18 protein-coding genes are annotated in these 26,010 nt (G+C 54.3%); 13 read left to right on the forward strand and 5 right to left on the reverse strand.

Annotation, left to right across the window (positions count from 1 at the left end; translation table 11 throughout):
- Positions 1 to 4: 4 nt before the first annotated feature.
- Positions 5 to 1,108, reverse strand: coding sequence for an efflux RND transporter periplasmic adaptor subunit (locus CJD38_RS02895; protein ID WP_107938775.1), 1,104 nt, complete (start codon positions 1,106 to 1,108; stop codon positions 5 to 7).
- Between the two features lie 288 nt (positions 1,109 to 1,396).
- On the opposite strand from CJD38_RS02895, the gene CJD38_RS02900 reads away from it, so the two are divergent.
- The 3 genes from CJD38_RS02900 (at position 1,397) to CJD38_RS02910 (ending at position 3,103) form a co-directional block, all read left to right on the forward strand.
- Positions 1,397 to 1,663 carry a DUF1244 domain-containing protein gene (locus tag CJD38_RS02900; protein WP_107938776.1) on the forward strand — a complete coding sequence of 89 codons (267 nt, stop codon included), beginning with the start codon at positions 1,397 to 1,399 and terminating at the stop codon, positions 1,661 to 1,663.
- A 100-nt stretch (positions 1,664 to 1,763) separates the two neighbouring features.
- Positions 1,764 to 2,471 (forward strand): molybdate ABC transporter permease subunit, encoded by a 708-nt coding sequence (modB, locus tag CJD38_RS02905; RefSeq protein WP_107938777.1) that lies wholly within the window; start codon positions 1,764 to 1,766, stop codon positions 2,469 to 2,471.
- Entirely contained in the window at positions 2,468 to 3,103 is a 636-nt protein-coding gene (locus CJD38_RS02910) for an ATP-binding cassette domain-containing protein (RefSeq protein WP_107938778.1), read from the forward strand. The genes modB and CJD38_RS02910 overlap by 4 nt, the downstream gene beginning before the upstream one ends.
- Before the next feature lie 3 nt (positions 3,104 to 3,106).
- On the opposite strand, the gene CJD38_RS02915 is transcribed toward CJD38_RS02910, so the two are convergent.
- Positions 3,107 to 3,919 carry a TOBE domain-containing protein gene (locus tag CJD38_RS02915; protein ID WP_107938779.1) on the reverse strand — a complete coding sequence of 271 codons (813 nt, stop codon included), beginning with the start codon at positions 3,917 to 3,919 and terminating at the stop codon, positions 3,107 to 3,109.
- 225 nt (positions 3,920 to 4,144) lie between these two features.
- Here CJD38_RS02915 and CJD38_RS02920 point away from each other — a divergent pair, with 225 nt between their 5' ends.
- The 9 genes from CJD38_RS02920 (at position 4,145) to CJD38_RS02960 (ending at position 18,576) form a co-directional block, all read left to right on the forward strand.
- A complete protein-coding gene (locus CJD38_RS02920; RefSeq protein WP_107938780.1) occupies positions 4,145 to 4,915 on the forward strand; it encodes an HAD family hydrolase in 771 nt (256 codons plus the stop codon).
- 203 nt (positions 4,916 to 5,118) lie between these two features.
- Entirely contained in the window at positions 5,119 to 5,484 is a 366-nt protein-coding gene (locus CJD38_RS02925) for a helix-turn-helix domain-containing protein (protein WP_107938781.1), read from the forward strand.
- Positions 5,481 to 7,088, forward strand: coding sequence for an AMP-binding protein (locus tag CJD38_RS02930; RefSeq protein WP_107938782.1), 1,608 nt, complete (start codon positions 5,481 to 5,483; stop codon positions 7,086 to 7,088). The genes CJD38_RS02925 and CJD38_RS02930 overlap by 4 nt, the downstream gene beginning before the upstream one ends.
- Positions 7,089 to 7,104: 16 nt before the next feature.
- A complete protein-coding gene (gene choxAB, locus CJD38_RS02935) occupies positions 7,105 to 8,721 on the forward strand; it encodes a cholesterol oxidase (RefSeq protein WP_107938783.1) in 1,617 nt (538 codons plus the stop codon).
- A gap of 123 nt (positions 8,722 to 8,844) precedes the next feature.
- Complete coding sequence (locus CJD38_RS02940) at positions 8,845 to 11,583, forward strand: winged helix-turn-helix domain-containing protein (protein ID WP_107938784.1); 2,739 nt, start codon at positions 8,845 to 8,847, stop codon at positions 11,581 to 11,583.
- Positions 11,584 to 12,043: 460 nt separating this feature from the next.
- The gene (rpoD, locus tag CJD38_RS02945) at positions 12,044 to 13,879 is read left to right on the forward strand and encodes an RNA polymerase sigma factor RpoD (RefSeq protein WP_107938785.1); all 1,836 of its coding nucleotides are present in this window, start codon (positions 12,044 to 12,046) and stop codon (positions 13,877 to 13,879) included.
- A complete protein-coding gene (locus tag CJD38_RS02950; RefSeq protein ID WP_107938786.1) occupies positions 13,876 to 14,814 on the forward strand; it encodes a spermine/spermidine synthase domain-containing protein in 939 nt (312 codons plus the stop codon). Before rpoD ends, CJD38_RS02950 begins: the two co-directional genes overlap by 4 nt.
- Before the next feature lie 291 nt (positions 14,815 to 15,105).
- Positions 15,106 to 17,703 (forward strand): TonB-dependent receptor domain-containing protein, encoded by a 2,598-nt coding sequence (locus CJD38_RS02955; protein WP_161554141.1) that lies wholly within the window; start codon positions 15,106 to 15,108, stop codon positions 17,701 to 17,703.
- A gap of 3 nt (positions 17,704 to 17,706) precedes the next feature.
- A complete protein-coding gene (locus tag CJD38_RS02960) occupies positions 17,707 to 18,576 on the forward strand; it encodes an alpha/beta fold hydrolase (protein WP_107938788.1) in 870 nt (289 codons plus the stop codon).
- Positions 18,577 to 18,719: 143 nt separating this feature from the next.
- On the opposite strand, the gene CJD38_RS02965 is transcribed toward CJD38_RS02960, so the two are convergent.
- Positions 18,720 to 20,891: a DUF349 domain-containing protein gene (locus CJD38_RS02965; RefSeq protein WP_161554142.1), complete on the reverse strand. Its 2,172-nt coding sequence runs from the start codon at positions 20,889 to 20,891 to the stop codon at positions 18,720 to 18,722.
- 601 nt (positions 20,892 to 21,492) lie between these two features.
- Between CJD38_RS02965 and CJD38_RS02970 the strand changes: the two genes are divergently transcribed.
- On the forward strand, positions 21,493 to 22,494 hold the full coding sequence (locus CJD38_RS02970) for a hypothetical protein (RefSeq protein ID WP_107938790.1): 1,002 nt from the start codon (positions 21,493 to 21,495) through the stop codon (positions 22,492 to 22,494).
- 191 nt (positions 22,495 to 22,685) lie between these two features.
- On the opposite strand, the gene CJD38_RS02975 is transcribed toward CJD38_RS02970, so the two are convergent.
- On the reverse strand, positions 22,686 to 24,338 hold the full coding sequence (locus CJD38_RS02975; RefSeq protein WP_161554143.1) for a serine hydrolase domain-containing protein: 1,653 nt from the start codon (positions 24,336 to 24,338) through the stop codon (positions 22,686 to 22,688).
- Positions 24,339 to 24,343: 5 nt separating this feature from the next.
- Positions 24,344 to 25,957 carry a serine hydrolase domain-containing protein gene (locus tag CJD38_RS02980; protein ID WP_161554144.1) on the reverse strand — a complete coding sequence of 538 codons (1,614 nt, stop codon included), beginning with the start codon at positions 25,955 to 25,957 and terminating at the stop codon, positions 24,344 to 24,346.
- Positions 25,958 to 26,010 lie beyond the last annotated feature (53 nt).

Raw genomic sequence — 26,010 nt, forward strand, 5'->3', positions numbered from 1 at the left:
CAACTTACTTGGCAGCAGCAGCGGGCGCTGCTTCAGCTTCTACATCGACACTCTCGCCAGCGGCAACAAAACCTTGGCCACGAGTAATGAGTGAAATGGTTGAGGGCACGCCGGTAATCCAAACTGCATCGCCATTCGATCGAACGATGTCCGCTTTGGTGAATACAACCTTGCCGTCAACGACATGCTTAACGCCGATAGCGCCGTTATCGGACAAAGTCAGCAGCGATGAAGGAATTTTCTGTGCGGCAATGTTTTGCACAGACAGGCGAATACGTGCCGACAGGCCAGCCGGGATTTCACCGCGTGGATTGTCTACAGCGATATCGACCGTGAAGGTGCGAGTCTTGTCATCTGCGAGTGAAGAAACAAATTTAACGCGGCCCTTGAGCTGGCGGCCGAGAATTTCTGCTTCTGCAGAATCGCCAACCTTGATGTAGCGGATATCGTTTTCGCCAACGCCACCAGAAACAATCAATGGATCAATCTTGATCAGCTTGCCAACCGGCTCGCCAATTTTTACGTAGCTGCCGACTTCAATGTTCTGCTGTTCGAGCACGCCAGATACTGGCGCGAGGATGCTGAGGTTTTTCAGATGCAGATCAATTTCTTTAATGTCGGTGCGTGCCACTTCCAGCGCAGCTTGGCGTGAGGCTACTTCAGATTCGGTGACGTAGCCGGTTTCGCGCAGACGTCGTGCGCCTTCAAATTCAAGTTCGCGCTGTTTGAATATTGCGACAGCACGGGTTTTACGTTGTTCGGAATCGCGTGGATCAACGCGCGCAAGCAATGCGCCCTGGTTAACGCGTGCGCCTTTGCGTGCGCCGATGGCGGTGACTTGACCTTCGATCTGCGATGCGATGACAACAATCTGATCTGGCGTGGTGTCGCCGTTTAAGGTGACTTCGCGTTGAACGGTTTCTGCGTTCTGCGAGCGAACTGAAACCTTGAAGCGTTTCAGCGCTTTTTCAGCAACAGGTTTGTTTTGATCTTCGGATTTATGTGAGCTACCAAAAATGAGACCCGAGATCATCCAGATCACAAGAACGCCGATGATTGCCGCAGCGATGCTCCAGGTACGTGCTGCGCCCGTTTGTCTTTTTTTCATGGTTTCCAACTAAGGTGCGGCGCTTGGCCGTTCCAAATGGTCAATTTCATATGCTGAAACCGACGGTGATTGACTGAATAATGATGCTGTAAATGCTAACACGCGTAATCGTCCATCCGCGTGATAGCTCAATGCTTTAGGGGACTTTACATATGCGTCGATCGGTCGGTTTGGCATGAGCTGACAGGGTTGTGGGATAAATTCTTGCCAAAGCGGCAGACAGCATCATTTTTTACGTTAAGCACTACAATTTCGGTCAGTGATCAAACAAATGATTGGAGATTTCAGATGGACCTAGCTCAACAGGCTGCTCAACAGACGGATATCGAAGCCGCAGCATTCAGACGCCTGCTTGCCCACCTTGATGCTCATAAAGAGGTTCAAAACATTGACCTGATGAACCTCGCCGGGTTTTGCCGCAACTGTCTGGCCAAGTGGTACGCAGAAGCCGCAAAAGAGCGCGGCCTTGAGGTGAGTTACGATGCTGCACGCGAGCGTGTTTACGGCATGCCATACGCGGAATGGAAGTCGCAGTATCAAACAGAAGCTAAATAAGCGGCCCCTGCGTTTTGGGAGGGGGTTGGTTCTGGTGTGACTTATTCAGCCCAGACTTACGCTATATACTTCTATACATATCGAAGCGGATGTTGATTCGTTGCTGACCCCCGAAGAAATTCAAGCCTTATACCTCTCTGCCAAGGTTGCACTGTGGGCGACTGCACTGTGCCTGCCGGCCGGTATCGCATTGAGCTGGGTAATGGCGCGTTATGAGTTTCGCGGCAAGTTGTTACTCGATGTATTGATCCAACTGCCGATGGTGTTGCCGCCGGTTGTGCCGGGATATTTATTGCTGTTGTTGCTGGGAACGCAGGGGCCTGTTGGCGCTTGGTTGTTGGCGCAATTTGGCATCGTGATTGCCTTTACTTGGAAGGGCGCAGTTCTGGCTTCTGCGGTGATGGCGTTTCCCTTGATGGTGCAGCCGGTAAGACTCGCGTTCCGCATGATTGATCCGCGCCTTGAACAGGCCGCGACCACGCTGGGCGCAACACCTTGGCGTGCCTTCTTCACCATCACAATTCCACTCGCATTGCCGGGCATTATTGCGGGCAGCGTGTTGTGCTTCTCACGCAGCCTCGGCGAATTCGGCGCGACGATGGCGTTCGTTGGAAACATTCCTGGCGAAACGCGAACCTTGCCGCTCGCCATCTATAGCTACACCCACGTGCCGGGCGGCGAATCGCCAGCTATGCGTTTGGTCTATCTCTCGGTTGCTTTGGCGATGGTGGCTTTATTCGCCAGCCACATCATTAGTCGACGCGCTGAACGCCAGTTGGGTTACGCGAGCGACCGGAGCTTGCGTTGAAAGTTGATCTGACTTTTAAGCGCGGTGAGTTCCAGCTTGCGGCGCAAGTGGAGCTGAACGGCGGCGTCACCGGTATTTGTGGTCCTTCAGGTGTGGGCAAGAGCACTTTCCTCGCTTTATTGGCGGGACTGCTACGCCCGAATACAGGCACGCTGAATTTTTCTGGCGTTGATCTGATCGACACGCAACGCGACATCTTTGTGCCAGCGTGGAAGCGCCATTTTGGTTTGGTGTTTCAAAACGGAATGTTATTTCCGCATCTATCGGTGCGTGACAATCTGCTTTATGGGTTCAATCGACTGAATCCGAATGAGCGTCACTTGGATCTCAAAACCGTGACTGCTTTACTTGAGATCGAACCGCTATTGCAGCGTCGACCGGATCAACTCTCCGGCGGCGAACGCCAGCGTGTGGCGCTAGGGCGAGCGCTGTTGTATTCGCCACGTTTGTTGTTGCTGGATGAACCGCTATCGTCGCTGGATGATCGACTCAAGCAGCAGATTCTTCCGTTCCTGAAACGAGTGAAAGAAGAAACACGCATCCCGATGATCTACGTCACGCACGCGCAAGCGGAAGTCGATTACCTGGCGGATCGCGTTCTTAAGATGGAAGACGGTCGCTTGGGCGAGTAAGCCTTAAGCCGCTACGCCCAGAATCACACTGGATGCTTTGAAGATTGCGTAAGCTGCTTTGCCTTCAGACAGCTTCATCGATTTCGCAGCTGTATTGGTGATGATGGCAGCTACGGAGTTGTCGCCTTTAAGCCCAATAACAACTTCAGTGTTCACCGCGCCAGGCGTCATGCGCGTGATCTTGCCATTGAGTCGATTGCGCGCCGACAGTTTTAATTCCTGCTCGCCATCGTCAACGCCAACAATCACCCACGATGCTTTGATCAAGGCAATCGCTTCAGAGCCTACTTTCAGTCCCAGTGATTCCGTGCTCTCACAGGTGATGACCGAAACCACGCGCTCACCACCTGACAGCTTCAATTCAATTTCATCATTGACGCTGCCTTTTTTAATGCGGGTAACTTTTCCGGAAAAGTGATTTCGTGCACTGGTCAACATGGTCATCCTTCCGAGAATTTGCAGATCTCTACCAAAATTTTTGATTCGTCCATTCAGCACTTCGAGAAAGCGATTGTTCTCGATTTCTACGGCTCTGAATGTTTCTACGAGCTGACGCCCTCGTGGCGTGAGCGTGGTTCCGCCGCCGCCTTTGCCGCCTTTGCTGCGTAAGACCAGCGGTTTTTCCGACAAATTATTCATTGCCTCGACTGCATCCCAAGCGGCCTTGTAGCTCAGGCCAATGGCTTTGGCCGCGGCCGAAATCGACTGCGTCGTCTCGATGTTTTCGAGCAAGGCCATCCAGCGTTGTCCGGCAAAAGATTCGCCGCCCGCTTCAAGCGTTAAAGCACTGCGGATCCGGAGTGAGGCGGATTTCATGTCTGACCTTAAATATATGAGTGCGTCTCAAGCGTAAGCGCCTGAAACTCGAGGCGGCTGAGTATAAAGCTGGGGCTTGGCTTGACTTACAAATGATAGGCATTATCATTTGGATAACAGTGAAGGCAGGCATTTGATGGTGCCAACACTTCAATACAAAGCACCCAGCCAAGCCTTTTGAGCCAAGCCACGGTCAGCGAAATCGCACCGCGCGCGAGGAAAGGCATGAACCTGCAATCTGATTTTGTTCCGCTATTGGCGGAACCAACCCCGGTCATTAAAAGTGACGCGCGGATTCAGCTGATCTTCGATGTTGAAACGCTGCTGCTCGATCCGATGCCCGGCATCGCCGATAGTGTCGGTTGGGCCATGATCGAACAGGGTCTCGCGCCAACCATCGACGAGATGGAGGAGGCCGGCATCGGCCGTCGGCCGATCAGCCAAGTGTTATCGACACTGCTCGGCACCGAAGACACACGCGTCATCGCCGATGCTACTGCGCGCTATCACAGCTACTTTAATGACAGTGGACGTTTCCGCTGCCGCATACGCGAAAGTGGTGTGCGATTGGCGCAAGTGCTTGCGCGGGATTCGCGTTTTGAACTGCACTATCTGACGCATATCGGCTCACGCAATACACACAAAATTCTGCACCACTACGGTCTGTCGCAGATGACCCTCAGTGTCGTCACGCTGGAGCACGCCACCTGTCCCGGCATTCGCTCACCGCTGATGAAAATCATGGTCGAGCAGAGCGCCAGCGCGGCGCGTAACTGGGTACTGTTGACGGACCATCCATGGGAATTAATGGCGGCTCATCAAATCGGTATGCGCAGCATCGGCTTGGCCTATGGCCGTTCCGATGTCGCCAGCCTTTGTGCATTGGAACCCGATGCCATCGCCACTGACCCGGCAGAAATCCATGACTTGTTGAGATGCATGCTGCCGATATCGCTTGAGCCGATGACCTTGCTCAGAAGTCTGGCTGTGCATTGATCGAATAAATCTACAAAATATATAAGTATCAATAGTTTGAATTGATTCTCTCGACCGCTTTGGTCGCTGTAAGCGCGGCCGCCTTTGTTGCGGTGCAGCATCGGTTGTTGGCAAAACCCTAACTTTTGTTAGGCGTTTGTTGGCGGCTGGGCTGGTCAAATCTCCCCACAGAACTATTCGTCCAATCATCTGGAGAGAGAGATATGGAAGCTGGTCATGTTGTGGTGCGTGTTGATTTTTCCAAGCACAAAGCGGGCGAGCATCAATTAGGCAAACCTAATATCGCATCCAGTACCGCATGGTCAGGCACAGCCGGTGATTACCGTTTGATTGAACCGCTGACGGAACGCGAGCTAAGTTTTCTCGATTGTTTAGCTCACGGTGTTTCCAACAAGGAAATCGCGCGCAGCCTTTGCGTGTCAGAAAACACCGTTAAGTTTCATCTCAAAAATGTTTACTCCAAGTTTTCAGTTCGTACACGACTGCAGGCGATTAAAGCCGCCTATGAACTTGGCGTGCTGACGCCTCCGGCCAATGCGCAACCCGCAATGACCGGGGCCATGTCATGAAAAAAAATTGGCTCTCAAGTTATCCCGTCGGTGTGCCAGAAAATATTTCTACGCTCCGCCATAACAGCTTGGGCGAACTCATCGCAGAAGCTTGCCGTGCTTTCTCCGAGCACACGGCTTTTGTACAAGAGGCCAACACGCTGAGTTATGCGCAGCTCGATGCGCTGAGCGAACGCCTTGCCGCTTTCTTCGCAGTCGATTTGAGTTTGGCTGTTGGTGAGCGCGTGGCTTTGATGATGCCGAACATTCTGGCGTATCCGCTCGCTGTTAGCGGTGTGTTGCGCGCAGGCTGCGTGGTTGTAAACGTTAACCCAATGTACACGCCACGCGAGCTCAAACATCAGCTGCGTGATTCTGGAGCCCGCGCGATCATTGTTGCCGAGCCATTTGTAGCGACTGTGAACGAAGTGTTGGCCGAAACATCGGTAGACACGGTTATCGTCGTGCCAATGGCTGGCATGCCGCAGTCAGGTAGCGCCACGTATGACCACTCTGGCGCGACTGTTTTGAACACAGCGCTGTCCACAAACAGTGTGATGAGCGCGCGTGAGTTACGTCATTCGGATACTGCGCTGCTGCAATACACCGGCGGCACCACCGGTCCGTCGAAGGGCGCAGAGCTGACGCACGGCAATATGCTTTCCAACATTGAGCAGTTCGGCACTTGGCTAGGTGACACGCTCAAGCCGGGTCGCGAAGTGATCATCACGGCGCTGCCGATTTATCACATCTTTGCTTTGATGGTGAACACGCTGAGCTTCCTGCGTCTGGGTGGCAAGAACGTGTTGATCACCAATCCGCGCGATATGCCGGGCCTCGTTGCGACGATGAAGCTTGAAGGTTGCACCGCCATCACTGGCGTTAATACTTTTTTTAACGGCTTGCTCAACACGCCGGGCTTTGATGCACTGAATTTCTCCACACTCCATCTCTCCATGGGTGGTGGTTCAGCAGTGCAGCCTGCGGTGGCGCGTCGTTGGGCAGAAGTTACGGGCAAGAAATTAGTAGAAGGCTATGGCCTCTCCGAAACCTCGCCAGTGCTGACCGTTAATCGCACCGACATTCCAGAGTTCCGCGCAGGAATTGGTTTGCCTTTGCCATCGACTGAAATCTCTATCCGTGACGACGATGGTAAGGAAGTGAAGCAAGGCGAGGCAGGCGAACTCTGTGCTCGCGGCCCGCAGGTCATGCGTGGTTACTGGAACAAGCCAGAAGAAAATGCCAAAGCGTTTACTGAAGATGGTTTCTTCCGCACTGGCGATATGGCGATGCAAGATGAAGACGGCTATTTCCATATCGTTGATCGTAAGAAAGACATGGTGTTGGTCTCTGGCTTCAATGTTTATCCCAATGAAATTGAAGCCGTGTGTGCAGAACACCCGGGCGTGCTGGAATCTGCATGCATCGGCGTGCCTGATGAAAAGACCGGTGAAGCAGTGAAGGTGTTTGTGGTGAAGCGTGATGGTGCTCTGACTGAACAGGTGCTGATTGATCACTGCCGCAAAAATCTCACGGCTTACAAAGTGCCGCGTCAGATCCAGTTCCTAACCGAACTGCCTAAATCTCCTGTAGGGAAAATTCTCCGTCGCGAACTGCGCGGTTAATGAACTGAGTACCCAAATGAAATACGACTACGATTACCTGATCGTTGGATCAGGCTTTGGCGGAAGCGTGTCCGCGCTGCGCCTTACAGAAAAGGGCTACACCGTCGGCGTGATGGAAATGGGCCGTCGCTGGACGCCCGAGAACATGCCGAAGACCAATTGGAATATTGCCAATTTCTTGTGGATGCCTTTTGTGGGGCTGCGTGGTTTTTTGAGCATGCGTTTTTTTAAGCATGTGGTGATCATGCATGGCAACGCGGTGGGCGGTGGCTCAATCGGTTACGCGCAAACATTGCTGGTGCCGCCGGATAGCGTATGGGCCGATGGCTCATGGGCTGGCTTAGATGAATGGCAGAAAGTGATGCCCGGCCATTACGCCACCGCCAAGCGCATGCTCGGCGTCGCGCGCAATCCGATTCTTGGCAACGCTGATTTGATGTTGCAGAAGATGGCCGTCGCCGCAGGCGTTGGTGATACTTTTTATCCAACTGATGTGGGTGTGTTCTTCGGCAAAGAAGGCGATCGCCCCGGAACGACTTATGCCGATCCGTTTTTTGGCGGCGCAGGCCCTGATCGTAAATCTTGCATCGGCTGCGGCTCTTGCATGGTCGGTTGCCGGCACGATGCCAAGAACACGCTCGACAAAAATTATCTTTATCTGGCTGAAAAGAACGGCGCAAAAGTTCACGCCGAAACCAAGGTGCTCGACGTGCGCCCGGTAAACGGCAAGGCCGACGGCAGCGATGGTTATGAAGTCACTGTCACGCCGACGTTTGGTCCGCCCAGCGACAAGCGCACCTACCTCGCGCGCAATATTATTTTCTCCGCATCGTCTCTTGGCACGCAGGAATTATTGTTCCGTTTGAAGCAGGGCGGCTCACTGCCCAACATTTCTGACGATCTCGGCAATCGCGTTCGCACCAACTCAGAGTCTCTGCTCTCGGTTCGTTATCCCGGCGCTGGCATTGATATGTCTAAGGGCATTGGTATTGGCTCCGGCATTTACGTTGATGAGCACACGCATATCGAAGCCGTTCGATATCCCGCGGGCTCCGACATGATGAGCAGCTTGTTCACCGTGCTGACAGACGGCAAGCCAGGCTGGTCGCGCCCGATCTCATGGCTGGGAGCGATGTTCAAGTTGCTGATCGCTAATCCGGTTAAAGGGCTGCGTTCGCTGCTGCCATTCGGATTTGCTGAGCAGACAGTCATCTTCCTCTGCATGCAGACGGTCGATGGTCATATCAACATGCGCTACAAGCGTCCTTGGTACTGGCCGTTCCGCGAAAAGCTGGTGACGGAAGGCGATCCAATTCCAACCTTTATTCCTTCTGCTAACGAATTCGCGCGCAAAGGTGCACTGGCGACCGGTGGTATTGCACAAAGCTCGATGAGCGAAATCTTCATGAACGTGCCGATGACCGCGCATTGCATGGGTGGTTGTGCGATGGCTGATACGGCTGAGCGCGGTGTTATCGACTCGCAGAATCGCGTGTTTAACTACAAAAACATGATGGTTGTCGATGGCTCCATGCTGGGCGCGAATCTCGGCGTTAATCCGAGTTTGACGATCACGGCACTGGCCGAGCGTGCGATGTCGTTTATTCCGCAAGCGCAGAAGGCTGCAACGTAAAGTAACGATCACTCACGTGTCTGGTGGTGCCAGGCACGTGAAGTTTTATGCAGGATTGGCACGCGACCCAGATCGCGGATAGGATTTCGCTCTACAAATAGAACAGAGCGGAAATCATCACCAATGCCGACCCCACGGGTGCGGACAGCTAGTGTCGTAGAAGCCAAGCTTTATCCCGGCGTCGGTACTGGTCAGCTATTAGCGCGGCCCAAGCTTGATCCTCCTCGTGAGTTGATCGACGGCGTGGCCAGCGTGGCTGTGATCTGTGCACCGGCGGGTTATGGTAAATCCACAATGATGGCGCGCTGGCACGAAGTTCTACGCTCGCCAGATGTTGCTTGTGCATGGCTGTCGGTGGACGAAGAAGACAACGATCCGGCGCGCTTCCTTCGCCACTTGGTTGCCGCTTTCCAAAGTATTCGCCGCGAAATTGGTCGCGACGTGCTGGCGCAGTTGGTCGGCGCACCCACTGGCGGCATCAAACCTTTGCTGGAATCGCTGGCCGCAGACTTGGGCCGCGTCGAAACAAGAACCGTGTTGTTTCTTGATGATCTGCATTCCGTCACGCACCCAGAAGTTCTAGAGATCGTTCACTGGCTGATCAACTACTCGCCGCGTCTCTTTCAATACGTGCTCGGTAGTCGTTTGGCGCTCAATTTGCCGCTCAGTGGTTTGCGTGTTCGTCGCAAACTGATTGAAATTGGCGTGCGTGAGTTGGAATTTAGTCTGGACGAAGCTTCACAGTTTTTGGCGATTCGCTTGGGCGATTCGCTAGACCCTGCAGAAGTGCAGCAGCTAATGGATAAGACCGAGGGCTGGGCCGCTGCGCTTGAACTCGTTGCTGCGGCATTGAGTAGCCAGACACATCGCGATGAATTGATCGCGCGCTTCACCGGTACTGATCGCAGCATGGTCGATTACTTGGGCGAGGTGGTGTTGAGCGGCCTCAATGAGCGCATGCGTGGTTTCGTTGAACGCATCGCGCAGTTTGATCGCGTCAATGCAGCACTCGCCGCTAAAGTCACCGGCGTTACCGACGCCACGCGATTGCTCGAAGAGCTACAAGCGCGCAATCTATTTTTAATTCCCTTGGATCGCCACGGCGAGTGGTTTCGCTTTCATCACTTGGTGGGTCACTTCTTCCGTGAACACTTCCGGCGAAATGAGCCAGAGCGCTGTCGCGAAATTCAAATTGAAGGCGCACGTTGGTTTTACGAGCAGGGTCATGTCGAAGAAGCCATCAACGGCGCCATCCGCGCCCGTGACTGGGAAGACGCCACTGAGTGGGTCGCTCAGTCTGTTGAAGAACTGATCTATCGCCGCGGCTATCACCAAACTTTGATGCACTGGATGCAAGAGTTGCCGGAAGAATGGGTTGATCGCTTTCCAACTATCCGTATCAACTACGCTTTTGCGTTAGCGTTTTATCCTCGACAGGCAGAGGTTGAAGCCCAGCTGCACCGCCTTAGAAAAATTCTTGCACGCTTGGAGAAAGCACCGCAGCCGGATCAAGAGGCGATTGATGGCATACGCAGCGCCACTGAACTGCAGGTGGCCATTTCGCACGGTCTGCGTGATGAAGGCATTGCGGCGCGAGACGCGGCATTGGCGTGGATTAAACGCTGGCCCGATGCGCCTGCCGTGCAGAAAGGCCACATCTCCAATGTCTTGGCGTTTGGATATAAGACAACGAGTGATATTCCCGCTGGATTGGCGATAGCCGCTCAAGGTCGTCGCTGGCACGAGCAGGGCGAGGGACATTACGGGCTGGCTTGGGGCATCTATGTTGAAGCGCTGCTGCATTTAAAACGCGGCGCTTATCGCGAAGCAAGACAGGTTTGTTTGGCGGGTTTGGAGCTGATTGATCAGCATCTCAATGGTCATCGCGCGCATTCCAGCTTGTTGCACACCATCTTGGCCGCGGTGGCCTATGAGTTTGATGAAGCCGATCAGGCGCAAACACATATCGAACAATCCATGCGCAGCGTGCAGGACTACGGACCTGCCGATGCGATGATCCTGGCGTATTTGACGCAAGCAAGATTGAAATTCTTAAGTCGCGATTACGCCTCCGCTTATGCCATTTTGCATGAGGGTCAAGCCCTCGGTGCGCGTCGTGAGCTACAACGTGTTGTGATCACTTTGGCGACCGAAGAGTGCACTTGGTTGGGCCGCGAAGAGCGTTACGAAGAAGCGCAAGAGCTGGCGATGAGCCGGGGCATTCTGTTGCCGACGACGGCTGACCCTGTATCCGGTTTAATCACCGACAAGGCATCGCGTGTCGCTTTGCGTATCAATGTCCGCAAAGACCCGGCAAAGGTTTTAGAGGCACTGGAGCCCGCGATACAACATTCCGCGGAGCTCGGTCTTTATCACCGGTGGGCGGAGCTGCTGGGCCTCAAAGCGGTTGCCTACAAGCTCAATAATGAAATGCCCAAGGCGCTCAGCTGCATGAACGAAGCGCTACAAATCGCAGCGCCGCGCCAATATCTGCGGACCTATCTTGATGAGAGCCGAGAGCTTGGCGTGGTCCTGGAGATGATGAGCAGGGCAGAAGCGGACTATCCGGAAACGATGCCAATCGTCCGCCGCCTGCTGCGTTCAATCAACAAAACCGCACAGGCCACGGCCAAGGTGGCCGAGGTTTCGAGCTCGGCCGGAGCCGAGTTTGGCGAGCTGACCCGGCGTGAGATCAACATTCTCAAGCGCCTGGAATCTGGCATGAGCAATAAGGAAATCGCCGAGTCCATCTTTATCTCGGAAGGCACCCTGCGCTGGCATTTACACAATATTTACGGGAAGTTGGGCGCCAAAAACCGCTCCGGGGCCTTGGTCAAAGCGCGTGATCTGCGCTTGATTTGAGTTTTGGAGCCTTGCCCCGGCTCTTACGTACGCGGGAGCGCCGCTTAGAAGTCCGGCTTAATGTATAATTACTGACCGCGTGACCTTCTCATCGACTCACGCAATCTTCGCTTGAACTTCGGCGTAGAACCCACAGATTAACCCTAGCGGCACACGATGAGTGTCGCGCCCAGCTTTTCCACCGACCGTAGCGCCCTGTCGAGCTGTTTGTCTCGGCTCCATGCATCACGCGCACTCGCGCTAACCAAGTCGGAAAACCAGACCGCAACGATTCTGGGCCAGTGTCAATGTCGAGCAGCGCCCTATAGGTGCGTCGTCACTATTGTTTGTGAGGGGCCCGTGTTTATCCGGCCCTTCGCCAGTTGAAGATATTTTCTTACGCCTGAGAGCTCAGTTCACAGAGCTTTTAAGGATGTCAGTGGCCGTACCGCAGTGTTTAAGAATGCACGAGAGATAGTCGATGAATGTTTCCGATCAGCAGTCCAAAATCAAAACCCTAATTGCTTTAGGCAAGGACAAGAATTTTCTGACCTATGCCGAGGTCGCTGACCACCTGCCCGAAATCGTCGATTCCGAGCAGATCGAAGACATCATCGGCATGATCCACGCGATGGGCATTCCGGTTCACGAAGAAGCCCCGACCAACGAAGAAGCCCAGTTTTTTGCTGAGCCTGCTGTAGTCGCCTCCGCGGAAGAAGAAGAAGAAGCCGCCGAAGAAGTCGTCGCCAATGCGACGGTTAACGACAAGTTCGGCCGTACGACCGATCCTGTGCGTATCTACATGCGCGAAATGGGCGGTGCTGAACTGCTCAATCGCGAGGGCGAAATCCGCATCGCCAAGCGCATCGAAGAAGGCCTCAGCGAAGCCATGTACGCAATGGCGCTGTACCCAGAAACGATTGCCATCCTGCTCGAATCTTTCGAGGCCTACAAAGCGGGCAAGAAAGGTGTTGCCGAAATCATTACCGGCTTCCTCGACCTCAACGCCGAGATCGCACTGCCTGCGCCAGCTCCTGAGCCAGTCAATGAAGCCGAAATAAGTGATGACGCCGCCGACGTCGTCGAAGAAGTCGCCGACACCGGTCCTGATCTGGTTCTGATCGGAGAGAAATTTGCTGAGCTGCAGTCGCTTTATGACGAAGCTTGCGATGCCCTGTTGAAGCTCGGCAGCGCCAACAAGAAGACACAGCAGAAGCGTGCCGCCGTTTGCGAACTGGTCATCACGTTCAAACTGTCGCCAAAGATGGTCGACGAGATCACCAAGAACTTGCGCGGCAAGGCGACTGAAATCCGCGAAACCGAAAAGGCGATCATGCACATCTGCTTGGTCGACGCAGGCATGGCGCGCGACGAATTTCTGCGCATGTACAAAGAGGGCGGGGCGACCGACGAAGAGTGGGTGATGAAAGCCATCCGCGGCAAGCGTAAGTATTCCTCCGAGTTGAACATGCGCAAGGAAGAAATCTTTGCGCTCCAGGCGACGCTGCGTCAGAAGGAAAGCGATAGCCTGCTGCATCTCGATGAGATCAAGGACATCAATCGCCGCATGAATGTGGGCGAAGCCAAGGCTCGCCGCGCGAAGAAGGAAATGGTGGAAGCCAACCTTCGTCTCGTGATTTCGATTGCGAAGAAGTACACCAACCGTGGTCTGCAGTTCCTCGATCTGATTCAGGAAGGCAATATCGGTTTGATGAAAGCGGCCGACAAATTTGAATATCGTCGCGGCTTCAAATTCTCGACGTACGCCACGTGGTGGATCCGTCAGGCCATCACGCGTTCGATTGCCGATCAGGCACGTACGATCCGTATTCCTGTGCACATGATCGAAACGATCAACAAGCTCAACCGCATTTCGCGCCAGATGCTGCAGGAAGTGGGCCGCGAACCAACGTTGGAAGAGCTGGCCGTGAAGATGGAGCTTTCAGAAGAGAAAGTTTTCCAGGTGCTGAAAATCGCCAAGGAACCTATCTCGCTGGAAACACCAGTTGGTAACGAAGGCGATTCACAGGTCGGCGATTTTGTTGCTGACGAATTATCGGAATCCCCACAGGAAACCGCGATTCTGCAATCGTTGTCTGAAGCGACCAACCAGATTCTCGCAAGCCTGACGCCGCGTGAGGCGCAAGTGCTGCGTATGCGTTTTGGTATTGATATGAATACTGAGCACACGCTGGAAGAAGTTGGAAAACAATTCCAGGTCACCCGTGAGCGCATTCGTCAGATCGAGAGCAAAGCGCTCCGCAAACTGCGTCACCCATTGCGCGCGACACACTTGCGTTCGTTCCTCGACGAATGAGCGATAGCGTTTCGTGGGCCAGTGACAGCAATGCTCCAAATCATTGCTTGCCATGGTCTGCGAAACTCGAAGAAGCTGCGGTCAACAATAAAGACACCTGGTGCTCAATCCCAGGTGATCTTGTTGACCAGCACGGCGTTATTTGGCTGAAAGAACCGGCATCTGCAGATCGCAATGATCTGGTGAAACGATTGCTGGGTGGAAACTACGCCAAGCCATTTGTCGTTGACGATGGCATCACAAGACGTCTTCATTTCGATTTTCGCTTTGCACAAAGCGAAATGAATATGGACAAGCCGAATGAACTCATCTCTGCGTATGCACGCAAGATGATGGCTTTCCTTTTATTCTCCGCCAAGCCCAGACACATCATCATCGTTGGATTGGGTGGCGGGGGACTGACTAAGTTTGCTTACCGGCAATTGCCATCTACACGCATCACCACGGTTGAAGTGAATGCGGATGTAATTGCCTTAAGTGATTTGTTCGGACTGCCTCGGCAGGATTCGCGAATGAACGTTGTGCATGCAGACGCCGCTGATTACTTCGCGACAGAAGACGCTTACGCGGATGTCGTCTTGCTTGATGGCTGCGACAAAATTGGTATTGCACCAACGTTTAAGTGCACTTCCTTCTATCAAAACCTGTACGCAAGACTTCGCCCTCATGGCGTGCTGGCTTTAAACCTGATTGGCAAAGGCGATCAGCTGGCCGCGCACTTGGCGCTTCTTGCTGAGGTGTTTTCTAACAAGCTCCTGGTTGCGGATGTTAACGGCAGCGCCAATCGAGTTGTGTTCGCGTTTAAGGACGCAGATTTTTCTCCTGACTGGGACAAGATCCGGTCGCGCGCGAACCAGCTTCAAATAGAACATGGACTCGATTTCCCTCGATTCGCGCGTCTGTTGCAGCGGAGTCAGAAGCGACAGAAATATTAGGGAATCCCGAGGTTTTAGACGCTCGTCTCAGTAGATCGCCCCGGTATAAAGCCACTCCCCACATAGGTTTTTCTGCATTTTTCCCACTGAATATCTAAAAAATAACGAAGCCAGTGTTTAATATTGGCCTGTGGTTTTCTGGTGTTTCCTTGGATAGTGGATTCCAGCCCTGATAGATACATTCAAATCTCGCAGTGAGTTCGCTGCTCCGGGTAACACCGGGGATTCACGACACTAGGGGAATGCGCGGTGCTAGGGAAAATTGTATTCACGTCTATGAGTGTGGCCTGTTTGTTAACAGCCGCAGCCGCTTCGGCTCAGCAGCCATCATCTGCCGAGCCCACGCCAGCGACCTCGTCGCCGGCCGATGCTTCAACTCCAGCTCCTGCGGCACCATCGTCGACAGACAGCTCAAGTATCGATATGGACCTCGACGCGCTACTGGCAACTCAGTCAGCAGAGCCCGCATCAGCTCCCGCAGCTGCTTCTACTGATGCCACGCCAGCAGCCTCGTCAGAGACCAATACCGCTAGTGATACTCCAGCTGCGGCAACACCTGCATCATCGACAGACAATGCTGCAATCAACGCTGGAGCCGAGTCGCCATCAGCAACGCCAGCAGACGCTGCACCAAATTCGGACGCGAGCTACGCACTGATTCCGGTCGCATTCAAGAAAGAAGAATCGGGGGCCGAGACGCAAGCCATCCGTGAAGCGCCAACGCACCTTGAAGAAATCGTGGTGACTGCAACCAAGCGCCCACAATTGGTGCGAGAAATTCCCGCCAGCATCGCTGTACTGACCGGCGATAAGTTGGAAGAGATGGGTGCGCACGAACTCAAAGACTTTATCCAATCCGTGCCCGGCATCAACAGCCAAGACGAAATCGCGGGCATTCAAAGAAAGCTCAGCGTTCGCGGCGTAGGCCCAGATACCGGAACCAACCAGACCGTCGGCATTGTCTATGGCGACGTGCCGATGTCCGATCCTTATGGTTCGTACACGATTGCGGATCCAGATCCATGGGATCTGAGCACCGTAGAAGTATTGAAAGGTCCGCAGGGCACCTTGTTCGGCGCGACTTCATTGGCTGGCTTGATTCGCTATGTGCCCAACAGTCCTGAGCTAGGTCGTTGGGGTGGGCGAGTTTCTGCTGACTGGGTACACGTGACTGACGGCGGCACTGAACCCAGCTTTGCTGGCGTACTGAATATTCCGGTCGGCGAAAAGGTCGCCATGCGCTTTGCCGGTACATGGCAGCACAAGCCCGGCCTGCTCGACATCGACAATCCGGCTTACAAGAAAGTTGATGCCGATGATGGCTATACACGCACCGGTCGCGCCATGGCTTTGTGGCAGCCGACCGAAGATCTCGCAGTCAATCTCTGGTACGTAAGAGGGCAGCGCAATGCGGATGAGTTGGGTTACATCACCAACGACAAAGGCGTCTTCGTACGTGATGACGCTGTTGCTCCGTCGCTGGTTCGCAATGGCTACAGCCTTGCCAACCTCGATGTGCGCTACAACTTCGACTGGGCCACGTTGGTATCGATTACGAGCTACCAGACCAAGAACAGTTTCAACGACGCGGACACCTCTTATCTTGTGCTGCCGCTAGCGCAGGCGGGTATACGCACTCTGCATGCGACGAGAGATGTTAAAACCAGCGGATATCTGCAGGAACTCAGATTGGTGTCGCCAGGCGACGGCCCATGGACTTGGATGGGTGGCGTGTTTTACAGCACCTACAAAGCGGATATGGACACGATCCTCTACGCATATCCCGCGCTCCCGCTCATCGCAAATTTGCTCAATCTTGTTCCGCCAGAGCTGCTGGCAGGTCTCTATACCCCGAACGGCATCATCGCAACCAAAGCCGGTTTCCACCCAATCAAAGCGAGCGAGAAAGCTGTATTCGGCGAAGTGTCACGTAAGGTCGGTGATGACTGGACCTTCACCCTTGGTGCAAGAGTTTATGAAGCTGGCGTCTCGGGCACCGCCGTAAAGACAGGCTTACTTTCTGTGGTCGGTGGCCTTAACGGGGAATCGGGTAGTTCGCAAACGCTTGAGTCAGTCGGCAAGGGCTTTAGTCCAAAGGTTGCTGCAACCTGGCACTTCACCGATGACATCATGTTTTACGGCACCGTGTCGCGAGGATTCCAGTACGGCGGCTTTAACGTCGGCACGCTTGGCTCGGTCCCGCCGAAATTTAAATCAAGCACGCTTTGGAATCATGAATTGGGTGTGCGCACCGATTGGATGGACAGCACGCTCCGTTTCGATTTCACCGCGCTCTACGTGATCTGGAAAAATCCGCAGGTCAATCAGGTTAAGAATGAAACGAGTGGTTATACCGACAACGTCGGTGGCGCTCGCAACATCGGTGGCGAAACCACTATCACTTATCTCACGCCAATTTCTGGGCTAAAGCTGGAATCGGCCGCGTCGTATATCGTCAGCGAGACTTCGAAGCCCTTTACGGATGTGAGCGGTACTGTGGTTCAGCCGGGCACCGCGTTGCCGAGCTCACCCAAAATCCAAGCTTCGAATACGATCAGCTATGGCTTTGGCATAGGCGAGTGGCAAACGCAGACTGCACTGCAGCACACCTATCAAGGTAAGGCTTGGAACAACATTGTTCACGACGTTGAAGTGGGCGGCTATAACTTGTTGAACCTCAGCTTTTCTGTGACCCGCGCTGATCTTTCCTTCGTTCCCAGCATGAGCCTTTCAATCAACAATCTGACCGGCACCAGTGCAGCCACTTCCGCACTCGGCGGTTCAGGCACGGTTCCTGGCAGCCCAGAGTTGTCGGCCATCGTCACGCCGCGTCCGTATGTATTCACACAGCCGCGTAGTTTCCGACTGAACCTTTCTGCGAAATTTTAAGCCATGTCCTCACCCGCAATTCACGAAGAAATCGTCAATCTTGGTCAGAGCTCCTTGCACTACAGAAGTGCCGGAACCGCAGGAGAATTACCTGATGTGTTGATGGAGCATGGTGGTGGTGGCAGTACCGCTGATTGGAGTCTGATTGAGCCGGTGCTTGCCGCGCATGGTCGAGTTTTCACTTACGACCGTGCGGGTTCCGGCACGAGTCCGCGCGATGATTTCGGACGTAGTGCAGTCGCCAACACGCAACGCCTAGCCAAACTCGTCGAACAATTGCCAATCAAAAAACCTTTCGTTCTCGTGGGCTATTCCTTGGGCGGGCTCTATGCGCGTCACTATGCCGCGAAATATCCAGATCAGGTCGCTGGCATCGTTTTGCTGGATGCCACACCCACGAAGCACGTCATCAAGAAATCAGATTACAACCGCGCGTTTCGCACGATGCATATGTTGCACTGGGCTGCACGTTCTGGATTGGCGAAAGCGTTTTGGTATCTGAGCGGCAAGAAGATCGAGCGCGAACGCTTCGAGGGTTACATCACAAAATTTTCTTCACCTACATTCATCCCGAATGTGAAGGAAGAGTTGCTTGCGATTACAACCGTTCAAGCGGATGTTGCAACTCTTGCCGAAGAACTCACGCATCCGAGCTGGGCGATCCTTGCTGGGAGTGCGCCGAAAGCATCACAAGCAGCGACGCTCGCAGAAGTGCGAATCCTTCATGATGCGTTGATGGTTAAAGCGCCTGCGCTGAGCGGACAGGTTGTTGTTGCAGGTGCCAATCACAGCACCTTGGTCAGTGAAGAGAAGCACGCTGTAACCGTCGCGAATCACATCCTGACTTTCTTACGCAGCTTGGCTTCCCGCTAAGGAAACGATGTGAAATCGGCCACGTAGCCCGGGTGAAACCCGGGATGCTCTGTCATAAAAAAGCCCCGGGTTGCACCCGGGCTACGGCTAGCGAAATTAAGCGGCCTCATCCCTTCGATTTATAGCGCTCTCCAATCGAGCGATTAAGCCTTGGCGTTATCCCGCTCGCGGCAGCGACGGAATCTCTGCAGTAGCGGCTGGTATACCGCCTCATCGACGGGGCCAACACCGATCCACTCGATCTCCATCGCGTCTAATTGCACCGCATCAGTTTTGACGCCTTGGCCCATGTTCTGCACCAAACGTTTTAACTGATACTCGCGACGCAACGGTTGATCTTCCGGCGGCGTTGGCATGTCCGTCAGCATTTCAGCCCGGATGCAGAGCAGCTTCAGCGCTTCTTCATTCGCTGCGAGATCTGCTGAGTGTTCGTTAGCGAGCGCCTTCTTGATCGTGTCGAGTCCGCTCTTTGGCCATTTTTGGACGGATGCAATGTAGCTTTCGGCAGCTGCTTTCAAAGTGTCGATCTGCTCTGCGTCCACACCGCGAGCCACTGCAAGCTTATAAGCACGCACATGGTTGGCGGCTTCGAACAGATCGCTCCAGCTACGCTCGGCGTCGCGTACACGTTGGCGCGCGAATGATTTTTCGCAACGTTCCAGACCCTTATCAAATCGGTTGCGCAGCTCACGCGTATTCGCGCGCGGAAACTCGCCGAGTGCCTCGAAAGAACTCCGCAATGTGGCCAGCGTTGCCGCACTCGCCAACAACTCCGGCCCCTCAAGCGCAGCGATGGTCTCGATCTGCTCACACAGGGCAATCGCCTGTTTCTGGTTTTCCTCGAGTCCGGCGGTGAAGGCGGCGGACTCCTGCTCGCGCTTCTGGAACACGGCATCGCAATGCTGGCGGAATTCTGTCCACAGGCGTTGATCAATCTCGCGTGGCAGCGGACCCACGATCTTCCACTTCTGCTGCAAATCCTTGATGGCATCGATGGCCTTGCGACCGTCGTTGCTGGCGAGCGCCTGACTAGCACGTTCGATCAGCGACTCTTTCGTTTGCTGGTTGCGCGTGTACTCAGCATCCAGTCGACCCTGCAGGCTCGCAGCGAGTGCATCAAACTTTTCTTGTTGCTGTTTGCCGGCCTGCCGCTCCACTGGCGAGCAGTTGCGCCATTCCTGTTTCGTCTCGCGTAGGGCCTTGATGACGGACTGCCAGTCAGGCTGCTCCCAGTTTTGTCCCGCCTCAAACGCAAGCAAGCCGGTAAGCAAGGCATCGCGGCGCTGAAGGTTTTCCTTACGGACAAGCGCCTGAGCCGCAAAATATTCGCTGCATGGCTCATACGCTTTCTTGGATGCTGCTTGGAAGCGTTGCCAATCTTCTTCCGGCCCTTCGCTGGCGCCCTTGCTGAGAATGCGCCACTCATCCTGCAAGCTCTTGATTCTTTCGGCGAGCGCCAGAGGATCGAGCGTCGCCTCGACGAGCAACTCCATTTCCGCGATCAGCTCTGCGCGCTTCGGCGCGACTGAAAAACTCTTCCAGTCCTTCAACTCGGTGAGCTGCTGGTCAAGTTGTTCTAGCTGGCTGGCCAGATTGGCTGACGCGGGCGGAGCGCCTGCCAGCTTCTCTTCAATCGTGCGTCGAAGCCCGGATGCGTGAGAGGTGCTACCAGCGCTGAGCGCTTCACGTGCCTTGCGAATCAACCCACCGATTTCGCGAACGATTTTTTGTTCAGCCTGCTGCTCTTCAGTCAGCACTGGCTTCTGCTGCTCGACAAGCTGTACCGGCTCTGCGACGGCGACGGATGTCTGCGCCTGCTGTTCTTCGCGCAGGCGCTGTTTTTCTGCAGCCGCATTGGCGACCGCCAGCTCACGTGCAGCCTGCGCCGCCGCTTGGCGCAAAGGTTCTGCACCGATCTCGCGTGAGCGGTCGATCCACTGCTGAACTTTGTCGCGCAGCGCTGGATCAGCCTGAGCAGCCAACGCTTCCCAGCGACGCTCGAACTGATCCAGTCGCCGGCTGTACAAGGCGTCGTAAGCGCGTTGGCTGTGGCGCTCAAGGGCTTCCGCGGCTGCATTGATCTCGACCTGCAACTCCTCCAGCTTGCGGGCCTGCTCAAGCTGGGCATCGCGCTTGGCCGTCAGAATCTTGTAGACACTTTTGTCATTGCCACCGCGGATATCGCGGATGAGCTGTCGCAGAATTTCCGGATCTTCGATCGTCCGGGCCGCCGCTTGGCGAACTCGGGTCGATGTCCCCGCAACAACCAGTCGCATCACCGCCTGCATGTCTCCGCCATCAATGGCTGACTGCAAAGCTCTGTCTTCCTCAACAGCAGCCCTTGCGCGCTCAGCTGCGCTGATTTTTTCAGATGGCGCCGATTGAGGCGTTGGCGCCGGAGTAGGGAGCGATGGCGTTTTGCGAAAGAGGCGCGAGAACAGTGACATTATTAACCTGAACAGCATTTAGACCGGGCGAGCATTCTACCTTCGCCGGGAAAGCATGCTCTAACTGTTTTCACCTACCTTTAAAGTCTCCCCCAAACGACTTCCATTGACACTAACTCGACGACTAGGGCCAGCCCATAGCCGCCGGTCAGGCTTCGCAATTTCATTTTCAAGAAAGGACATTGAATTTGCGGTCTAATCCGGCGATAGTTCAAAAACAACCATAAGAAATCACGGCTTTAAAAATGATGCCGCTGAATAAATCCGCCGCAAGGCAGCAATTAATTGCCGTTATTAAATGGAGCTGGAACCAGTTGGCACCGGCTCCAACTATCGAGCGAGCGATCGAGATGATTGATGAAAATCTCTTAGACAAGGTATTCAGATAACTTGAGCGTTGGGCCTTAAATCTGCATGAAGAAACCACCTGTTTTTGTGGTTTTAGACACAACACGGGAGTAGAAAACACATGCACTCAAAGTTGCTACGGACCACCGGCCTGCTTGTCGCGTCGATGCTCGGCGCATGTAGTACGCATTACAACGTCAAGCCAGAGATGGTTGCCCGATACAAAGCTCCGCCTGCGCCATCGGCCCAAGAAACGCAGCTTTACCTAATCCGCGGCAGCGCGTTTCAAGGCAGCGGGCGTGGTATGTGGGTGGCGGTCAACGACCAGGTCGTCGCTGACTTGGCGAGTGGCTCGCATGTGCTGCTCAAAACTAAAGCGGGATTGAACAGTGTCAACTTTGTGCAGGGCAAGGCCGGCTTTGCATATATGACAGTCGATAATCGGGGCGGCCAGACGGTCTTCGCCGCCGTTGACTATGCGACAGGCGCTCTCAAAGAAGTGCCGCGCGATCTGGGCATCTCGATGGTGATGGAGACCACCACGAGCGCGCCTCTTAAGGAACCGCGCCCCAACGACGCCTACGATAATCTGCTGCTTAATCCCGAGCTACTGGACCTAGGGCTGACTGACACCAGCGCCGAACCGTTGCACGTCGATGCGCAGAGCGCTGTGATTACGTTCTACCGGCCGGCCAAGCTGATTGCACAGGTCCCGTTCACGATATGGAGCGAGGCCGGCTACGCAGGCAGTCTGCTCGGCAACCAGTACGTGCAGGTGCGGGTTGACCCGGGTACGCACACGTTCATCGGGTTTTCGGAGCGCCTGTCGGTTCTCAAGGCCACGGTAGAGGCCGGCAAAGAATATGCCGCGGAGTTCGATGTCGGCATGGGCTGGAACCAAGCCCACATAAAGTTGCTGCCCGTCAACCTGAATTCCGAGGGGGCCAAGGTTGATGCTTGGCGGCAGCAATTGAAGCTCGTCGGCGCAAGCGCAGCGACATTGCAGAAGTCGGAGGTTGCGCCGCGTGTCGCTGCGGCTTTTGACTACCTCAAGGCACTTAAAGACCAATGGGGCCCGGAGGAAGTAGCGTCACGCTCCCTTAAAGTCAGTGACGGGCGTTAGTACGGTTTTTATCGCCCATTGCGAGGCTTGTTAGGTTTGCGAGGGTAACCAAGAGGCGCTTGTTCATCTGTATTCGCGGTTTCGATCTGTGAACTAACCGCATTGGCGCACGTCTGCTCCTGGCACAAATCGGTCTCAATAAATATTTCAGCGAAAGCCGTTTGTATGTTTAACGCTCCACTCACTGCACACTAGCCGCAACGTTCCAGCCACAGATTGCGCGTACGCAGATTGTTGAGCCAGAGGCCGGTTACTTTTCCAGCCTTGCGTTCAATCGCCAACGTTAGATTTGCTGGCAAGGGAATGAATGACGTGCCGACTAGGCTGCCGCCTAAGACTTCGTCAGACCATGCTTCAAGTTTGAAGCGGCATTTACCGTAGATCGGCAACAGATCGAGATAGAACGTGCCGTCTTCCAAAGTGATCGCGACTTCTGTATCGAGTTCGTCGTAGCGATAGCGGCCAATCAAGCCTTTAAAAACTTGCTGTGCATTTGCGACTTTCTGCGGCAGACGCACGCAACGTTCGCGGTGGCCGCTGTCGCTGAAGTCCAGCGTCTTGAGATTCTTGCTAAGCGTCTTAGGTAAATGCAGTTCTACAACGCCGTGGCCCGGGTTGTTGATCGCCAATCGGTTGCCTGATTTCTTCAATACGCCGCTGACGGCATTGTGAATTGACAGTGCCAGTACGGGCTCCGGATTACCTGCTTGCGGATGCGCTTGCACGCCGAAGACGCGATGCGAACGCGATGAATACCAGTAGCCGTGCAGCGCTTTCCATTTCTTCGCGGGCAGGGGATTGTTCGGCGCTTCCAATGCAGATTTATCAAGCACGGCATCAATGACTTTCAACGCCAATGCGGGCGCGCTGCCGTCCATGCGATTGCACATGATGATGATGTCGAGTGCGTGCTCGGGCACGGTGAGCATCTGGCAGGTGCCGCCGAGAACAGCGCCAGCGTGATGAATGATTTCAACGCCGCGATAGAACTCACGCGTGAGACCCAAGCAATAGTCGCCTGTTGCGCCACTGGTGTAGCGCGGCTTTTCAAGCATTTGTTTCCAGCTGCGTTTGCTGCCGACTTTCTTTTCGCCGCGAAGATGAGCCAGCCACTTCAGCATGTCGTCAATGCTTGAGACCATGCCGCCGGAGCCGAGCAATTCAGCACTCGGATAAATGCCGCGTACATAACTACCGTCAGGCTGTGGCAAATGAAGCGTCGCGATGCCGGGCGTGATTCGAAGGTCGCTCGGCAACAGTTCCGTATCCGCCATATTGAGCGGATCCAGAATGTGCTTCTTCAAGAAAACTCCAAGCGATTCACCGCTGACGCGTTCAACTACTTTTGATAGCAGGTGATAACCGTTGTTGCAGTAAACCATGCGCTCGCCCGGCTCATAGTTTTTGCTGGTAAAGCGCTGGCTCAATTCCAGCCCCGCGCCATCACTCACCATATGCGGATAGCCGCGGTGCAATAGAAGCGAAGGCAGATCGTAAGGATCGCGCAGGCCGCTGGTGTGCAACATCATTTCGCGCAGCGTTGCATCGCCTGCTACACCCTTCAGCTCAGGCAAATAGGTTCGCACGGCTGCGTCGATATCGAGCTTGCCTTGTTCAGCGAGCAACAGCGCTGCGAGTGAGGTGAAGTGCTTGCTCGTCGAGCCGATACGCATACGCGTCTGCGGCGTGTTGGCGGTGGCGTGCTCGATGCTGGCAAGACCAAAGCCACGGCGATAAATCGCTTGTCCTTTTGATGCAACGCCAACGATTAATCCTGGCGCATCACTTTTATTCCAGGGCTGAAAGATTTCGTCCAGACGCTTATTGATGGTGTTGGTTTTCATGCGGCTCATTTGCTACGCGAGAAATATAGATTTCTGGTGCGGGAAGTGCTGAGGAAAAAGCCGGTCGATTTCTTCCCATCTCTTTCGATAACGATGGTTCCATGAAAAGGACGTCCACCTAATGCCGCTGTGAAAATAAAGGCGTCGCTGGAAAGTGCTTCGAGAGGCATACGGCAAGGGGCGTAGCGCGAGTGCAGGTCAATATAGAGCTTGCCTTCATCAATGATCACTTCTACTGGCTGATTAAAGTCGGCCAGTACATAGGTTCCAATCAGATCAGCGGCCAAGTCTTGAGCAGTAGGTGCAACATCAGGAAGGTGAATCAATGTTTCCTTGATGCCGCAGTTTTCGAATTCGATCTGTTCAATGCGCTTGCCAGTTTCAGGCAAGTCATAGCGCAACGTGAATTCGCCAGAGGTCGAATCGCTGCCCAGAAGACCGTCACCTTGATCCTTTAAGAAGCCCTCAGGCGTGCCGATCAATGAGAACGCAAGTTTCTCTTCGTGGGCCTTGATGCCAAAGACCAGTTTCGTTGTTGGGGAACAGTAGTGTCCTGCGAGTGCTTCGCGTCCGGTGGACTTCGCCGCGACTGTCGGTGCTTGCAGAGCCGAGCCCAACAAACCCTCAGCAATTTTCAAACTGATACCGGCAGGATCACTGTCCGAGCGATTGGCCATCACGATGATGTCCAAAGCATGATCGGGAAACGTCATCATCATGCAGGTGGAACCAATGGTGCTGCCTGCGTGATGAATAATCTTCACGCCGCGATGCAACTGTCGCTTCAAGCCGAAGCAATAGTTGTGCTCTACGCCATTGTTGAACTTTGGTAAGCGCGCCATCTCTGCCCACATGGCAGGAGTGCCAACGCGATCAGGCTTACGCAGATGCACCATCCAACGCAGCATGTCATCGATAGTGGAGACGATGCCGCCACCGCCAGTCAGTTCTTCACAGGGATAAATGCCGCGCTTATAAACGCCATTAGGCTGGCGAATATGCGAAGCCGCCAGACCCAGTGAGAGGTCCATATCGTTAGGCACCATCTCTGAATCAACCATGCCCAGCGGTGTGAACAGACGCTCTTTGAGGAATGCGGCAAACGAAAGCCCAGAAACTTTTTCAACCACCAACGACAGCATCATGTATCCGTAGTTGCTGTAGTTCCAGCGTTCGCCGGGTTCAAAATTTGAGCTGGTGAATTCAGACGACCATTTGTGTGTGAGGCCTGCAGGGATTTGCGGGAACAGTCCTTCGGTGAGGAAGAACGCCGTGCTCTCCAACGCATCACGCACGCCGCTGGTGTGGCCGATCAATTGGCGCAGCGTAGGTTTACCGTTCGGGCCCTTCAGATCGGTGAGGTAAGTGCTGACCGGTGCATCAAGATCCAGCTTGCCTTCTTCTACCAGCAACATGATCGACACCGCGGTGAATTGCTTGGTGGTCGAGCCGATGCGCATCCGCGTTTCAGGCGTGTTGGCAACAGCGAATTCGAGGCTGGCTAGACCAGTCGCTCTTCTGTAAATCGTTTGATTATCTTTGGCGACGCCGATGACATAACCAGGCGCGTCCTTGCTATTCAGCGCTTCAAGCAGCTTGTCGAAAATAGCGATCGCCATGGAGATAGTGTTCGTGATGGAGCTTTCCACATTAGCCTCGTTCATACAGCTTT

The organism is Stenotrophobium rhamnosiphilum (assembly GCF_003052265.1).
Taxonomy (GTDB): Bacteria; Pseudomonadota; Gammaproteobacteria; order Nevskiales; family Nevskiaceae; genus Stenotrophobium; species Stenotrophobium rhamnosiphilum.